This is a genomic window from Streptomyces sp. SLBN-8D4 (assembly GCF_049739545.1).
Lineage (GTDB): Bacteria > Actinomycetota > Actinomycetes > Streptomycetales > Streptomycetaceae > Streptomyces > Streptomyces canus_C.
Window position 1 is genome coordinate 5,706,394 of the sequence record NZ_JBMGQC010000001.1, and the last position, 16,101, is coordinate 5,722,494.

Sequence of the window (16,101 nt, forward strand, 5' to 3'; positions counted from 1 at the left end):
GGGGTGTCCGGGCGACCGGTCCGGTCAGTGCTCCTCGAGGACCGGGAAGCGCCGCGGCGCCAGCACCAGCAGCACCGTGAATGCCAGGGCCGCCGCGCAGCCCGCGCCCACGTACACCGCGTGCACCGCGTCCGCGATGGCCGCGCGGGTCGTCTCCGGGGCCGTGCCGGCGTCCAACGCGCGCGTGACGGAGTCCAGATCGCTCGCGCCGCCCAGGCGGCTCGCCAGCACCCCGTTCGCGACTGCGCCGAAGACCGCCGCGCCGATCGTCTGACCGGTCTGGCGGCAGAACAGGACGGAGGCCGTCGTCGTGCCGCGTTCCGCCCAGCCGACCGTCGACTGGACCCCGACGATCAAGGGGAGCTGGAACAGGCCCAGCGCGCCGCCCAGGAGCAGCATCAGCAGGGTGGGCTGCCAGGCCGCGCCCGGATACGGGAGGAACGGGAACGCGAACAGGATGAGGGCCGCCGCTCCGATGCCCAGCATCGCCGTGTTGCGGAAGCCGATGCGCCGGTACACGTGCTGGCTCAGCGCCGCGGACACCGGCCAGCTCAACGTCCATACGGACAGCACGAAACCGGCGGCGACCGGGGTGAGGCCGAGCACCGACTGGGCGTACGTCGGCAGGAAGACCGAAGGGGCGACCATGAGGAGTCCCAGGGCGCCGAGGGCCAGGTTCACCGCGGCGATCGTGCGGCGGCGCCAGACCCAGCCGGGGATGATCGGCTCGGCCGCCCGGCGTTCGATCAGGACCACGGCGGCCACCAGGGCGAATCCCGTGCCGAACAGGCCCAGTGACGGCCACGACAGCCACGGCCAGGCCACCCCGGCCTGCACGAGCGCGGTCAGCAGCACGCCCCCGCACGCGAACACCGCGAGCGCGCCCGCCCAGTCGACACGCGTACGCGTGGCCGTCGTGTGACGGGCGGAGCGCTGCGGCTCGTGCAGATGACGGGCGATCAGCCATAGCGCCACCGTGCCGATCGGCAGGTTGACCAGGAAGATCCACCGCCAGTCCGCGTACGCCGCGAGCACCCCGCCGACCCCCGGGCCCGCGACCGCCGCCACCGCCCACACCGTGGACAGCTTGGCCTGGATCTTCGGGCGTTCCTCCAGTGGGTAGAGGTCGGCTGCGAGCGTCTGGACCGTGCCCTGCAGGGCCCCGCCGCCGAGCCCCTGGGCGATCCGGAACGCGATCAGCGCCCCCATGTTCCACGCCACCGCGCACAGCAGCGAGCCGAGCAGGAACACCGCCGAGCCCGCGATCAGGACCGGTTTGCGCCCGAAGGTGTCGGACAGCTTGCCGTACACCGGCAGGGTCACCGTCACGGCCAGCAGATAGCCGGAGAACAGCCAGGAGAAGACCGAGAAGCCGCCCAGGTCGCCGACGATCTGCGGGACCGCCGTGGAGACGATGGTGGCGTCCAGGGCCGCGAGCGCCATCGCGAGCATCAGGGCCGCCACGACCGCCCCGCGCCGGTTCGTGGACACGTGCTGCGCGGACCCCCGTACCGACGGCCTCGTGTCGTCCACGCCGATTCCTTCCCCCTGCATCTATCTGCCGACGACCACTCTCCCACTTGCCCCTCACGTGGCGGCAGGGTGCAGTCTCGGTGGGCAGGAGGGTGGAGCCGACCCCTAGATCGCCTCCACCCAGCGGTGGACTGCCCCTAGGGGTACCTCCGCACTACGGCTGGGGGAGGGTTCGTACCGCCGGAGGAGGAGAAGGACCAGGGGCCTTCCTTAACCTGGCTTTACGCCGCTGGGGAGCGGTGGGGGAGGGGCGACCGGATCGCCGGGGGTGGGGTTTTCCCCCGTAGAAGAGGGTGCTGAGCACCAGCGCGCCGGACCGTCCCGCGGCACCAGACTGAACGCCGTACCCAGCACACGCACCACCACCTACCGAACGCCGGGCGGTCCCGGCGGCTCACTGACTGACCGATATAGGAGACATACCGTGACATCGGCTGTAACCATCACCAGGCACGGGGGCACTGGCGGGCGTACGGCCGTTGCCGCGCGAGCGCGGCAGGTCGTCAAGGCGTACGGGTCCGGGGAGACCCGGGTCGTCGCCCTCGACCATGTGGACGTGGACATCGCTCGCGGACAGTTCACCGCGATCATGGGCCCCTCGGGATCCGGCAAGTCCACCCTCATGCACTGCCTCGCCGGGCTGGACACCGTGACGAGCGGTCAGATCTACCTGGACGACACCGAGATCACCGGCCTGAAGGACAAGAGGCTCACGCAGCTGCGCCGGGACCGGATCGGGTTCATCTTCCAGGCCTTCAACCTGCTTCCGACGCTCAACGCGCTCGAGAACATCACGCTGCCCATGGACATCGCCGGACGCAAGCCCGACAAGCAGTGGCTCGGGCGCGTGGTGGACACCGTGGGACTTTCCGACCGGCTCAGGCACCGGCCCACCCAGCTCTCCGGCGGACAGCAGCAGCGGGTCGCCGTGGCCCGCGCCCTGGCCGCCCGGCCCGAGATCATCTTCGGTGACGAGCCGACCGGAAACCTCGACTCGCGCGCGGGCGCCGAGGTACTGGGCTTCCTGCGCCGCTCCGTCGACGAGCTCGGGCAGACCATCGTCATGGTCACGCACGACCCGGTGGCCGCCTCCTACGCGGACCGCGTGCTGTACCTCGCCGACGGCCGGATCGTCGACGAGATGCACAAACCGACCGCGGAGGCCGTCCTGGACCGCATGAAGGACTTCGACGCCCGGGGGCGCACGTCATGACCGTCATGAAGACCTCCATGCGCAACTTCTTCGCGCACAAGGGACGCATGGCCCTGTCGGCCGTCGCCGTCCTGCTGTCGGTCGCCTTCGTCTGCGGGACGCTGGTGTTCACGGACACCATGTCCACCACCTTCGACAAGCTGTTCGCGGCCACCTCCTCGGACGTGACGGTGAGCGCCAAGGGCGCCTCCGACAGCGGCGAGACGACCTCCGACAACGGCAGGCCGCCGGTCATGCCGGCCGCCGTGGTCGGAGAGGTGCGCAAGGCACAGGGCGTGAAGACGGCGGAGGGGACCGTCTTCTCGACCTCGGTGACCGTCGTGGACGCCGACAAGGACAGCCTCTCGCCGTCCGGCGGCGGCCCGACCATCGTCGGCAGCTGGAACGGCAACGACGCCCGCACCATGAAGGTGACCTCCGGTGCGGTGCCGAAGAACTCCGGCCAGGTCATGGTCGACCAGGACACCGTCGACAAGCACCACCTGAAGCTGGGTGACGAGATCGGCGTGATCAGCGCGATCGGCACGCACACCGCGAAGATCTCCGGCATCGCCGCCTTCCAGGTCACCAACCCCGGTGCCGCGATCTTCTACCTGGACACGAAGACGGCCCAGGAGACGCTGGTCGGCAGGACGGGCGTGTTCACGAATGTCAACGTCACGGCCGCCTCCGGGGTCACCGACGCCCAGCTGAAGAAGAACGTCGCGGCCGAGATCGGCGGCGGCTACAAGGTGCAGACGGCCAAGGAGACCGCCGACGCCAACCAGAAGGACGTCGAGGGCTTCATGAACGTCATGAAGTACGCGATGCTCGGCTTCGCCGGGATCGCCTTCCTCGTCGGCATCTTCCTGATCATCAACACCTTCTCGATGCTGGTCGCGCAGCGGACGAGGGAGATCGGGCTGATGCGGGCCGTCGGCTCCTCCCGCGGACAGGTCAACCGGTCCGTGCTCGTGGAGGCGCTGCTCCTGGGCGTGTTCGGGTCGGTGCTGGGGGTCGGCGCGGGCGTCGGGCTCGCGGTCGGGCTGATGAAGCTCATGGGCTCCCTCGGCATCCACCTGTCGACCAGCGACCTGACCATCGCCTGGACGACCCCCGTGGTCGGTCTGCTCCTCGGTGTGGTCGTCACCGTCCTCGCCGCCTGGCTGCCGGCCCGCCGCGCCGGCAAGGTCTCCCCGATGGCCGCCCTGCGCGACGCGGGTGCCCCGGCCGACGCCAAGGCCGGCCGAGTGCGGGCCCTGCTGGGCACGGTGCTGACCGGCGCGGGCGGTTTGAGCCTGTACGTGGCCGCGTCCGCCGACAAGGCGAGCGAGGGCTCCCTGTGGCTCGGCATCGGCGTGGTGCTCTCCCTGATCGGCTTCGTCGTCATCGGACCGCTGCTCGCCGGCGGGGTGGTGCGCGTCCTGGGCGCGCTCGTCCTCAGGATGTTCGGTCCGATCGGCCGCCTGGCCGAGCGCAACGCCCTGCGCAACCCGCGCCGTACCGGTGCCACGGGCGCCGCCCTGATGATCGGCCTCGCGCTGGTCGCCTGTCTGGCGGTCGTCGGCTCGTCCATGGTCGCCTCGGCCACCGACGAGCTCGACAAGACGGTCGGCACCGACTTCATCGTCCAGTCCGACAGCGGGCAGCTGGTCACCCCGGCCGCGGTGAAGGCCATGAAGGACACGCCGGGCCTGGCGCACGTCACCGAGTACAAGATCGCGGAGGCCGACTACACGACCCCCGACGGCAAGACGCTCAAGGACACCGACATCACGGCGGCCGACCCGACGTACGCGACCGACCTGCGGACCAAGACGGTGGCGGGCAAGCTCGCCGACGCCTACAAGCCCGACTCGATGTCCGTGCACGAGAAGTTCGCCAAGGCGCACGGCGTCCACCTGGGCTCGAAGATCAAGGTCGCCTTCAAGAACGGCGCGACCGCCGAGCTGACGGTCCGGGCGATCACCAGCAGCGACGTCGTCATCGACGCGGGCTCCAAGTACATCTCGATCGCCACCCTCGCCAAGTACGTGCCGGCCGACAAGATGCCGCTGGACCAGCTGGTCTTCGCCAACGCCAAGGACGGGCAGCAGGACGCCGCGTACAAGTCCCTGAAGTCGGCGCTGCACGACTACCCGCAGTACACCGTGCGCGACCAGACCGACTACAAGCAGGCGTTCAAGGACCAGATCGGCCAGCTCCTGAACATGATCTACGGCCTGCTGGCCCTCGCGATCATCGTCGCGATCCTGGGTGTCGTGAACACCCTGGCGCTCTCGGTGGTCGAGCGGACCCGGGAGATCGGCCTCATGCGGGCCATCGGCCTCTCGCGGCGCCAGCTGCGGCGGATGATCCGCATGGAGTCGGTGGTGATCGCGCTCTTCGGCGCACTGCTGGGGCTGGGTCTGGGCATGGGCTGGGGCGCGACCGCCCAGAAGCTCCTCGCCCTGGAGGGCCTGAAGGTCCTGGACATCCCCTGGCCGACGATCATCGCGGTCTTCATCGGCTCGGCCTTCGTGGGCCTGTTCGCCGCCCTCGTCCCGGCGTTCCGGGCGGGTCGGATGAACGTCCTGAACGCGATCGCGACCGAGTAGCCACCCCTGGGGACGGGGGAACGCAGGGGAACGCCCGGCGCCGAGAAGTCACGGGGGACTTCTCGGCGCCGGGTCCTTTGCCGTCCCGGGGGAGTGGCGTGCGGGTTCTTCGCTGTCCCCGGGGAACAGTGTGCGGGGCTTCCTCGCCGTCCACAGGGCACCCGCGGGTGGGGCGGGGTTGTCCACAGGCTCCGACGGCCGGGCCGACACCGTCGTAGGCTGGAGACCCCCCGGCCCTTCGTTGTGTCGGGCCCTTCGCGTTGCCCACCCCCCAGAAATCCCCCGGACGAAAGCCGCCCAGAATGAGCCTGCACGGTCTGCTCGACGCCGTCGTCAAGGACCCCGCCCTCGCGGAAGCGATCACGGCGGCCCAGGACGGCAACCGCATGCACGTCGACCTGGTCGGCCCACCGGCGGCCCGCCCCTTCGCGATCGCCGCCCTCGCGCGTGAGGCCGGCCGCCCCGTGCTCGCGGTGACAGCGACGGGCCGCGAGGCGGAGGACCTGGCCGCCGCCCTGCGCTCCCTGCTCCCCTCGGAGGGGGTCGTGGAGTACCCGTCCTGGGAGACCCTCCCGCACGAGCGCCTCAGCCCCCGCTCCGACACCGTCGGCCGCCGCCTCGCCGTCCTGCGGCGCCTGGCCCACCCCCGCCCCGACGACCCCGAGACCGGCCCGGTCTCCGTGGTCGTCGCACCCGTACGCTCCGTGCTCCAGCCGCAGGTCAAGGGCCTCGGCGACCTGGAGCCGGTGGCTCTGCGCACCGGCCAGACCGCCGACCTGAACGCGATCGTGGAGGCCCTCGCCGGCGCCGCGTACGCGCGCGTGGAGCTCGTCGAGAAGCGCGGCGAGTTCGCCGTCCGGGGCGGCATCCTCGATGTCTTCCCGCCCACCGAGGAACACCCCCTGCGCGTCGAGTTCTGGGGCGACGACGTCGAGGAGATCCGCTACTTCAAGGTCGCCGACCAGCGTTCCCTGGAGGTCGCCGAGCACGGCCTGTGGGCCCCGCCCTGCCGCGAACTGCTGCTGACGGACGACGTACGCGCACGTGCGCGTGCCCTCGCCGAGCAGCACCCGGAGCTCGGTGATCTGCTCGGCAGGATCGCCGAGGGGATCGCCGTGGAGGGCATGGAGTCCCTGGCTCCGGTCCTCGTCGACGACATGGAGCTGCTGATCGACGTCCTGCCCAAGGGCTCCATGGCCGTCGTGTGCGACCCGGAGCGGGTCCGCACGCGTGCGTCCGACCTCGTGGCCACCTCGCAGGAGTTCCTCCAGGCCTCCTGGGCGGCCACCGCGGGCGGCGGCGAGGCGCCCATCGACGTCGGCGCGGCCTCCCTGTGGTCCATCGCCGACGTCCGCGACCACGCGCGCGAGCTGGACATGATGTGGTGGTCCGTGTCGCCGTTCGCGGCGGACCTCGAACTGGAGGCGGACACCCTCAAACTCGGCATGCACGCGCCCGAGACCTACCGCGGCGACACCGCCAAGGCGCTCGCCGACACCAAGGGCTGGCTCGCCGACGGCTGGCGCGCGGTCTTCGTCACCGAGGCCCACGGCCCCGCGGCCCGTACCGTCGAGGTGCTGGGCGGCGAGGGCATCGCGGCCCGCCTCGACGCGGAGCTCGCGTCCCTGAGCCCGTCCGTCGTCCACGTGGCGTGCGGCTCGATCGAGTACGGGTTCGTCGACCCGGCGCTCAGACTCGCCGTCCTGACCGAGACCGACCTGACCGGGCAGAAGGCGGCCGGCAAGGACGGCGCCCGGATGCCCGCGCGGCGCCGCAAGACGATCGACCCGCTCACCCTGGAGGCGGGCGACTACATCGTCCACGAACAGCACGGTGTCGGCCGCTACATCGAGATGGTCCAGCGGACCGTGCAGGGCGCCACACGCGAGTACCTCGTCGTCGAGTACGCCCCCGCCAAGCGCGGCCAGCCCGGCGACCGGCTCTACATCCCCACCGACCAGCTGGAGCAGATCACCAAGTACGTCGGCGGCGAGGCCCCCACGCTGCACCGGCTCGGCGGCGCCGACTGGACCAAGACCAAGGCGCGCGCGAAGAAGGCCGTCAAGGAGATCGCCGCCGACCTGATCAGGCTGTACAGCGCGCGCATGGCGGCCCCCGGGCACACCTTCGGCCCGGACACCCCGTGGCAGCGCGAGCTGGAGGACGCCTTCCCGTACGCGGAGACCCCCGACCAGCTCACCACCATCGCCGAGGTCAAGGAGGACATGGAGAAGTCGGTCCCCATGGACCGTCTGATCTGCGGCGACGTCGGCTACGGCAAGACGGAGATCGCGGTCAGGGCCGCCTTCAAGGCCGTCCAGGACGGCAAGCAGGTCGCCGTCCTCGTCCCGACGACCCTGCTGGTGCAGCAGCACTTCGGGACCTTCAGCGAGCGGTACTCCCAGTTCCCCGTGGTCGTGAAGGCGCTCAGCCGCTTCCAGACCGACACCGAGGCGAAGGCCACCCTGGAGGGGCTGCGCGAGGGCTCGGTGGACGTCGTCATCGGCACCCACCGGCTGTTCTCCTCGGAGACCAAGTTCAAGGACCTCGGCCTGGTCATCGTCGACGAGGAGCAGCGCTTCGGCGTCGAGCACAAGGAGCAGCTGAAGAAGCTGCGCGCCAACGTCGACGTGCTGACCATGTCCGCCACCCCGATCCCCCGCACCCTGGAGATGGCGGTCACCGGCATCCGCGAGATGTCGACGATCACCACGCCCCCGGAGGAGCGCCACCCGGTGCTCACCTTCGTCGGGCCGTACGAGGAGCGGCAGATCGGTGCCGCCATCCGCCGTGAACTGCTGCGCGAGGGCCAGGTCTTCTACATCCACAACCGGGTCGAGTCGATCGACCGGGCGGCCTCCCGGCTGCGCGAGATCGTCCCCGAGGCGCGCATCGCCACCGCCCACGGCCAGATGTCGGAGCAGGCCCTGGAGCAGGTCGTCGTCGACTTCTGGGAGAAGAAGTTCGACGTGCTGGTGTCGACCACGATCGTCGAGTCGGGCATCGACATCTCCAACGCGAACACGCTGATCGTGGAGCGCGGCGACAACTTCGGCCTGTCCCAGCTGCACCAGCTGCGGGGCCGGGTGGGCCGTGGCCGCGAGCGGGGCTACGCCTACTTCCTGTACCCGCCGGAGAAGCCGCTGACCGAGACGGCGCACGAACGCCTGGCGACGATCGCCCAGCACACCGAGATGGGCGCGGGCATGTACGTCGCGATGAAGGACCTGGAGATCCGCGGCGCGGGCAACCTCCTCGGCGGCGAGCAGTCCGGGCACATCGCGGGCGTCGGCTTCGACCTGTACGTCCGCATGGTCGGCGAGGCCGTCGCGGACTACCGGGCCTCCCTGGAGGGCGGAGTCGAGGAGGAGCCGCCGCTGGAGGTCAAGATCGAGCTCCCCGTCGACGCGCACGTCCCGCACGACTACGCGCCGGGCGAGCGGCTGCGCCTGCAGGCCTACCGCGCGATCGCCTCGGTGAACACCGAGGAGGACATCAAGGCCGTACGCGAGGAACTCGTCGACCGCTACGGCAAGTTGCCCGAGCCGGTGGAGAACCTGCTGCTGGTGGCGGGACTTCGGATGCTCGCACGCGCGTGTGGCGTCGGCGAGATCGTCCTCCAGGGCACCAACATCCGCTTCGCACCGGTGGAGTTGCGCGAGTCGCAGGAACTGCGGCTCAAGCGTCTCTACCCGGGCACCGTCATCAAGCCGGCCGCGCACCAGGTGCTGGTACCGCGCCCGAAGACGGCGAAGGTGGGCGGGAAGCCGCTGGTCGGGCGGGAGTTGCTGGGATGGGTGGGGGAGTTCCTCACGTCGATCCTGGGGTCGTGACGGGGTGAGCGGGGGGCGTCGGCGGGGCGGGGGTGACGGGGGCGTTGCGCTCGCCGGCCGGCCGCCCTCGCCGGCCTGCTCGGCGACTGCCCCGCTCGGATACGACCGGGTACCGGCAAACCCTGACCGTGATAGTCAGGACGGATGCTCGGACGACTTCCCCTCGCGGAACAACTCGACGCGTTCCGCTCCGTGCTCGGCCGGAACGAGGTCCTGACCGAGGTGATGGCCAGGACGGCGACGCTCGAGCTGCCGGGCTGGTACGTGACGGCGGGCTGCCTGTTCCAGACCGTGTGGAACGTGGTCACCGGCAGGCCCCCGGCTCACGGCATCCGGGACTACGACGTCTTCTACTTCGACGGCACCGACCTCTCCTGGCAGGCCGAGGACGCCGTCATCAAGGCAGGGCAGGAGGTGTTCGACGACCTGAGGGCCGAGGTGGAGATCCGCAACGAGGCCCGGGTGCACCTTTGGTACGAGCGGAAGTTCGGAGTGCCCTGCCCGCCGTACGACTCCACCGAGTCCGCCATCGACCGCTTCGCCGCGACCACGTGCTGTCTGGGAGTACGGCTGGAGCCCGACGGGGAATGGCGGGTCTACGCGCCCCACGGGCTGTCCGACGTGTTCAACCTCGTGGTCCGGCCCAATCCGGTGCTCGCTCCGAGGGCGGTCTACGACACCAAGGCCGCGCGCTGGAAGGAGGAATGGCCGGAGCTCACGGTGCTGCCGTGGCCGGCCGGCCCGCCGGCATGACCCCGGCCGAGGCACCATGACGGATCAGGAACGCGAGGCCGTCCGCGCGAGACGGAGCCGCGCGGACGGCCTCAGCGTGCGGTGGGGAGCCGTTACGGCTGTTCGGGCTTGTCGCGATCCATGCCGAGCGACCCTTCGATCTTCTGCTGCGCGTCGTCGACCTGGCTCTCGTACTTGTTGCCCGTCCTGTCGTTGGCCTTCCGTTCCGCCATGTCGGACATGTCCTTGGCCTTGTCCTGCATCTGGCGGTTGCTCTTGAACCTGTCGAAGATGCCCATCCAGAGCTCCTTCCGGAAGCGACTCAGCAACGACGATACGACTGATATGTCTGCAATGCCCACTCCAACGAATGGCGCCCCGGACCAGGTCCGGACCTCCTGAATGCCGCAGTGCGCCCGCTCGCTACGGTGTGCGAGACGTCGTACGAGGGAAAGCGCTCCCCTGCGGGGGCGGACCGGTTTCAAGGGGAGGGGCGCACGTGATGCGTCTGAGGGGCGGGGCCGCGGCCGCCGTCGTACTGGTGTTCGCGGTGACCGGGTGCAAGGCGGACACGACCACCGGGTCCGGCGGGCCCGAGGAGACCGGGGGTGCGGGCGGTTCGGGTGCGGCCCTCACCGCCGCCGAGTCGCTCACCGTGAAGGGGCGGGCGCCCAAGACGGGATATGAGCGCGAGAGGTTCGGCACCGCGTGGGCGGACACCGACTCGAACGACTGCGACACCCGCGTTATCTCTATGCTGCGCCGGATGACTGAGGTGTTCGTGCAGCTCATACGGGGTGGGGTGGCTTGTGCTTACTGAGAGGCACATGAGGCACGGGATTACGGGAACCGGCACGCGCTTCCTCCGGGCCGTAACCGTTGTGGCAACCGCTGCGGTTCTCGTCTCAGGGTGTAAAGACTTTGAAGAAGGTGACTCTTCGACGGGAGCGGGACCGACCGCGACGGACGGACGGGCGGTCAGTCCGCTGAAGAACCCCGACGGTACGAAGCCGGGGCTCGCGCCCGTTACGACGGACGCGGACAAGGAGACGGCCCGAAAACTCATAGAGGAGCTGTCAACGAAGGGGAGGGGACCCAAGACCGGCTATGACCGGGACGAGTTCGGCTACGCCTGGATGGACACGGCCGACGGGGTGCCGCTCGCGAGGAACGGGTGTGACACCCGAAACGATCTCATCCGGCGCGATGGTCAGAACCTGCGCTTCCGCAGTGGTTCCAACTGCGTGGTCGTCGCCATGACGTTGCAGGATCCGTACACCGGCACGACCATCGAGTGGCGCAAGCAGAAGGCGGCCGAGGTGCAGATAGACCATGTGGTGCCGCTGTCGTACAGCTGGCAGATGGGCTCGTCACGATGGCCGGAGAGCAAGCGCAAGCAGCTTGCGAACGACGTGCTCAATCTGATCCCGGTTGAGGGCCGTGCCAACTCCGCCAAGGGCGACTCCGGACCTGCGTCCTGGCTCCCGCCCAACAAGCCGATCAGGTGCGCGTACGCAGTCCGATTCGCCCAGGTCGCCCTCAAGTACGAGATGCCGGTGACGGCGCCCGACAGGCAGATGATGGTGAAGCAGTGCGGCGGATGAGGGCAGGGGAGGCTGCCGAAGCCGCGTGTCACGTTGAGTTGTAACGCTCGGCGCAGGCTCTCACCGCAGGCCAGGAATCCGTCGTAGTTCTCTGACGTTCATGAGCCGGGCGAGGGCGAAGTACACGAGTGCCATCGCGACCGTTCCCGCCGCAAGAGCGACAGCGGTGGACCACGTGCCGTCCTTCGTCGTGGCGGCACAAGCCCGAGCAGCGGCCCAGCCCAGCCCAGCGGCGACAGCGGCGGCGGACAGCAGCTTCACATAAGTACGGCGCAGGCCTGCGTCGTCGATTCGACCGCCGAGCTTCCGGCGCAGCAGACGCGCGGTGAGGGCGAGACCAGCCAGATAGGACAGGGCGTACGCGGCCGCCATGCCGGTCACCGCCCAGCGTGCGGGCAGCAGCAGGTGGCAGGCGGTGGCCAGCGCGATGTTCACCACGGCGATCCAGGTACCTGGCGGATCAGCCCGGTCGCCCGCGAGACCACGGTGCCCAGCGCCATCAGCAGCGACGACCGGGCGAGTCCGCCTTTGCCCGCCCCGCCCCTCGGAGCAGCGCGCCGCCCCTTCTCCCCATCCCCAGCCGCAGTCTGTAATCCCTCCACCATCCGGCAAATCTATGCCGCCAAGATCCCCGGGCTCCCATTGGTCGGCGACAGAGTCTCACCCCAGCCCGGGGGAACCCGACGACTGTGCACCTCGTCCGTGGTGCGCCCAGATGGGCGCGGTCACTTCGAGGGCACGGCCCGCATCGCACGGCGCAGGCCGGCCCTCGCAGCGATGAGGTCGTCTTCCGACTCCTGCAGGCGCCGCTCCAGAGCCGTCAGTTGCTCTCGGGCGGCCGACAGCTCGTGCTTCAGGTCCGTCTTCTCCCGTTCCAACTGCTCCACTCGCTCGATCAGTTGGCTGCGGTTCACGTTGTCCAGCTCCGCGCCCAGGGAAAGCCGGACGCGCTCTCGGAGCCGATCACGTTCCTTCTTCAGGTCCTTGATCTCCTCCCGCGCGAGGGCGAGTTCGGTGTGCAGCCCGGACTGGGTCACGCGGTGACTGCTTGACCTCAAAGAGGCCTGCCGGCCGAGCCCTCGTTGTTCGTCCATGGCGGCCTGCACGGCGTTCCGCACTTGGGGCTGGTTATAGACGAACCAGGTGGACACCTGCGCCTCGCGGGCCACACCGGCGAACGTGACCCGATGCTCGGAGCCAAGGAGATCGCGTACGACGCCCAGGGAGCGGGCTGTCTTGGCCTCACTGTCTCGGGCGCGGGCGGCAGACAGCCGCCGGACCCGGACATCCCGGCTTGCATTGTCGGAACTGGCGGTACGGCTCACCGAGCACTCCGGGTGGTCAAGGACTGGACGGGGATGAACGCGGCGGCCGAGCGGGCCTTGCGCAGTTCACGGGAGGCTGCCTCGACCGTGGCCCGCTCGTTCTCCGGCAACTCTTCGAGTCGGCGTCGCATCTCGTCGGCCGACTTCGAATAGGCGCGGATCTGGTCGTCGAAGTTGCGTACGACCCAGTCGGCGGCGTCCATGGCCAGAGCGGCCTCCTTGTCGGCCCGCAGGTCCGCCACTTGCTGCTCCAGGGCAGGAAGGTAGGAGGGATCGGGGCGGTAGAAATCGCAGCCGGCGCACTGGAAACGGATGCGGCAGTGCCCGCCACCCGCCTTGACGTTGCTGGGTTCGGTGCAGCCGCCGTAGGGGACTGCGACGCTTTCGACCTCGTAGGCCAGTGGGTCGCCGAAGCCCTGCGGGGTGCCGTGCCGGTCGACGGCGAGTTTCGCCACTGTCCTCACGGCCTCCTGTTTGCGGCTGAGGGAGACCTTGTAGTAGCCCATGGTGACGTCGAGTGACCGGTGGTCCATGAGTTCCTTGAGGACATCCGGTCGCGTCCCGGCGTCCGCATGCCGCTGCGCGTAGGCGTGCCTGAATCCGTACGGGACGATCTGGGTGCGGTCGTAGGCAAGAGGGGCGCCGCTTTCGTCCAGACGTTCGTCCAAGAGGTCCGGGATCAGTTCGTCGACCCAGTCGCGGAAGATCCGGTTGCAGAATTGTGCGGAGGTCAGATGACCTCGCCGGGGCCGGTTGCGCTGCCCCGGCGAGGGGAACAGCCACTGTTCACAGGCCGGTACGGGTGGCAGCCGGTCCAGTTCCTTCTGCCACGCCTCGATCTCCTGGGCGGTCGCCTCGTTGACGGGGAGCCGTCGGCGATGACGGCGCCGCTTGTGATTGTCGTAGATCAAGGTCGGCTTGCCGTCGATCCACTCCAGGCAGTTGCGGTGCAGGCTCGTAATTTCGCCCGGGCGTCGCCCGGTATCCCGGAGCACCTTGTAGACCGTCTGGTACATCTGCGTAAAGTCAGCGGCCGTCCAGCCTCCGCTTTCGTACGCGGTCGAGGTGCCGAGCAAAGGGATCTGGGCGTCGAGCTGGGCAATGACATGCTCAGGGATGGCCCGGCCGATGTCGTCTTCGGAAGCCTCAACAGCGGCGATGCTGTGGTACTTGGGATTGAGCGCGAACCCGCCCGGCACGTGATCCATCATCCCGGCTTGGCGGGCGTACTCCAGAAACGTCCGCCACAGACGGAGGAGTGACCGGCGGTGGCTCGTTGAGTAGTCGCGACCGTCGGGGCGTTTCGCTACGCGGAATGCGTCCACTACTGCGCTCATATCTGCCATCGACAGTTTCTCCGGCTTGTCGCTGTGGGGGCGGTCGGCCAGGGCCGTGGACGCGATCGAGGCTGCATGCAGGGTCTGCCTCAGATCCAGCACGTTGGGACGAGCGGTGCGTCCGTACTCCTTGACCAGCTCCCGTAGCCAGTGTTGCTGAATGGGCCGGAAGTCAATGACGCCGTGGACAGCCGCGTACTTGCGCCCGCGCCCGGCGACAAGTCCTACCAAAGAGCTTTGCCAGACATCCCCTGATGTGGCGTCACCACCGTCGAACTGGAGGCGAGCGCGTTGGACATGAAGAAGAACGCCGTTCAAGAAGCCGGCGGCGTCGGCAGGGAGGCGACGGGCAAAGCTCTCGTCCAGGTCCAGGAGAGATGGCAGACCGGGCGGTAGCCCGGCGACAACACGACGGACGCGCTGGGGCACGAGGTTGATCCCGGCGGCATCGCGCTGCTGAATTCCGTACAGGATCTCCCGTCGCACGGCCGAGGAGACACCGTTGAGCGAGAACTGGGAAACTCCAGGCAAGGGCCCGTCCGAGACGTTGGGTCGGCGACGTGCCGAGTCAGGTACGTAGGTCTCGTCGAAGTCCGATGGGTTGCCACGAGCCCAGCGTGCCTTGCTGCAGGCGCTGCAGCGGCCGCCGTTGTGGGCCACGTGCGTGGAGCATGCGTTCACCCTGCAGATGAACACGCTGGTCGCTGGATTGCCTGGAACTGCGGTGAAGAGCAGCGCGCTCTCGTCCCACTCGGTGACGCGCCAGCCGGGGAGAAGGCGTTCCGCGAGCCAGGTGGCCCAAGCGTGGTCCTCCTGGTGGGGCGCTGCGATCACGGCCAGGCCGATACCCCGCGTCATCGGACGGCCTCCGGCGAGACACGATCGACAGCGGCTCGAAGCTCCTCGTCCTGGGCGTGCAGATAGACAGCGGTGCTCGCCGATGAGGCATGGCCCAGCAGCGTCTGGACGACGTCCGGTGAGACGCCGCTGCGAATCCACTGCGTTGCTGCCGTGTGCCGCATCATGTGCGGACGGGCTCGGAAACCGCAGCGCTGCCCGATCCGCTCGACGATCTGCTGGGCGTTGGAGTACGTCATCGGCCTGCCCGCGTACGCGCCGACGAGGTTCACGAACACGTAGTCGCAGCTGACGGCTTCGGGCACGTTCTCCCGCTCTGAAAGATGGTCGCGGTATCGGTGCACCGAACCTTCAGCCAGCGGCACCATCCGATGGCGGCCTGCCTTCGCTCGTGCGCCGTTCACATTGTCCTGCCTGGGGCGGACATGCAGGTGGGCACCGCGTGTACGGCAGCCCAGATGCGTTGAGTCCGGCAGCAGGTGCATGTCCTCGCGCCGCAGTCCGAGAGCCTCGCCGATCCGCAGGCCCCCTTCGACGAGTACCGTCAGAAGGAGGCGGTCCCGGGCTGAACGGGCTGCCGCCAGTGCCTCTCTGACCTGGGGCTCGGTGAGAATCGCGGGTGTCGTTTCGATCTCGGGTGCCTTCAGGACGCGGGCCTTGATCATGAGGTGTTGACCCCCTTCCCCCGGGTCGAAACCACTCGGCGGCGAGGTCAGGAAGCGTGGCTCGCTCAGGCGCGCGGCCACCTCGTGTGACACGTGACCTTGGACAGCGCAGAAACGGAGGAACTCGCAGACGGCGGTGAGGACGGCGTTGACGGTCTTTCCCGACGGGAGTTGTCCAAGCCGTGTCGGTGTCCGCTCGACGTGGAATTTGAACCGGGTCATGTCGCCGAGTCCGACGGTCTTCCAGTCCGTGCCCCTTCCCGCGCACCAGTTGAGGAAGCGCCCGATACGAGGGATGTAGGCGCGTTGCGTCTGCGGCGAGCGTCCCGCGCCTCGTAGGTAGAGCGAGAACTCCCGTGCCTCGGGATGAGGGCAGTAGGTCACCTCGTCCACGAGTAGCCAGGTGACCTCTCCTGTGGTGGGTG

At 69.2% G+C, this 16,101-nt stretch carries 10 protein-coding genes and 2 pseudogenes; 6 read left to right on the plus strand and 6 right to left on the minus strand.

Going from position 1 to position 16,101, the window contains the following annotated elements:
- Positions 1–24 precede the first annotated feature (24 nt).
- Positions 25–1,554 carry an MFS transporter gene (locus tag RKD20_RS26000; RefSeq protein ID WP_424879822.1) on the minus strand — a complete coding sequence of 510 codons (1,530 nt, stop codon included), beginning with the start codon at positions 1,552–1,554 and terminating at the stop codon, positions 25–27.
- Between the two features lie 403 nt (positions 1,555–1,957).
- Here RKD20_RS26000 and RKD20_RS26005 point away from each other — a divergent pair, with 403 nt between their 5' ends.
- From RKD20_RS26005 to RKD20_RS26020, 4 genes are all read left to right on the plus strand, one after another.
- Positions 1,958–2,746, plus strand: a complete 789-nt coding sequence (locus RKD20_RS26005) for an ABC transporter ATP-binding protein (RefSeq protein WP_424879823.1) — start codon at positions 1,958–1,960, stop codon at positions 2,744–2,746.
- A complete protein-coding gene (locus RKD20_RS26010; protein ID WP_424879824.1) occupies positions 2,743–5,322 on the plus strand; it encodes an ABC transporter permease in 2,580 nt (859 codons plus the stop codon). Before RKD20_RS26005 ends, RKD20_RS26010 begins: the two co-directional genes overlap by 4 nt.
- Positions 5,323–5,624: 302 nt before the next feature.
- A complete protein-coding gene (gene mfd, locus RKD20_RS26015) occupies positions 5,625–9,155 on the plus strand; it encodes a transcription-repair coupling factor (RefSeq protein WP_424879825.1) in 3,531 nt (1,176 codons plus the stop codon).
- A 144-nt stretch (positions 9,156–9,299) separates the two neighbouring features.
- Positions 9,300–9,908, plus strand: a complete 609-nt coding sequence (locus RKD20_RS26020; protein ID WP_424879826.1) for a nucleotidyltransferase family protein — start codon at positions 9,300–9,302, stop codon at positions 9,906–9,908.
- A gap of 92 nt (positions 9,909–10,000) precedes the next feature.
- On the opposite strand, the gene RKD20_RS26025 is transcribed toward RKD20_RS26020, so the two are convergent.
- Entirely contained in the window at positions 10,001–10,186 is a 186-nt protein-coding gene (locus RKD20_RS26025; protein WP_424879827.1) for an antitoxin, read from the minus strand.
- Between the two features lie 203 nt (positions 10,187–10,389).
- On the opposite strand from RKD20_RS26025, the pseudogene RKD20_RS26030 reads away from it, so the two are divergent.
- Both RKD20_RS26030 and RKD20_RS26035 read left to right on the plus strand, forming a co-directional pair.
- Positions 10,390–10,665, plus strand: a pseudogene (locus RKD20_RS26030) (hypothetical protein); the annotation flags it as partial.
- 49 nt (positions 10,666–10,714) lie between these two features.
- Positions 10,715–11,491 carry an HNH endonuclease family protein gene (locus tag RKD20_RS26035; RefSeq protein ID WP_424879828.1) on the plus strand — a complete coding sequence of 259 codons (777 nt, stop codon included), beginning with the start codon at positions 10,715–10,717 and terminating at the stop codon, positions 11,489–11,491.
- Positions 11,492–11,551: 60 nt separating this feature from the next.
- On the opposite strand, the pseudogene RKD20_RS26040 reads toward RKD20_RS26035, so the two are convergent.
- The 4 genes and pseudogenes from RKD20_RS26040 to RKD20_RS26055 form a co-directional block, all read right to left on the minus strand.
- Positions 11,552–11,938: pseudogene (locus tag RKD20_RS26040) on the minus strand (polysaccharide biosynthesis C-terminal domain-containing protein); the annotation flags it as partial.
- 278 nt (positions 11,939–12,216) lie between these two features.
- Positions 12,217–12,816, minus strand: coding sequence for a DUF6262 family protein (locus RKD20_RS26045; protein ID WP_424879829.1), 600 nt, complete (start codon positions 12,814–12,816; stop codon positions 12,217–12,219).
- Complete coding sequence (locus tag RKD20_RS26050; RefSeq protein WP_424879830.1) at positions 12,813–15,011, minus strand: tyrosine-type recombinase/integrase; 2,199 nt, start codon at positions 15,009–15,011, stop codon at positions 12,813–12,815. The genes RKD20_RS26045 and RKD20_RS26050 overlap by 4 nt, the downstream gene beginning before the upstream one ends.
- A complete protein-coding gene (locus tag RKD20_RS26055; protein ID WP_424879831.1) occupies positions 15,008–15,676 on the minus strand; it encodes a tyrosine-type recombinase/integrase in 669 nt (222 codons plus the stop codon). The genes RKD20_RS26050 and RKD20_RS26055 overlap by 4 nt, the downstream gene beginning before the upstream one ends.
- Positions 15,677–16,101: the final 425 nt, after the last annotated feature.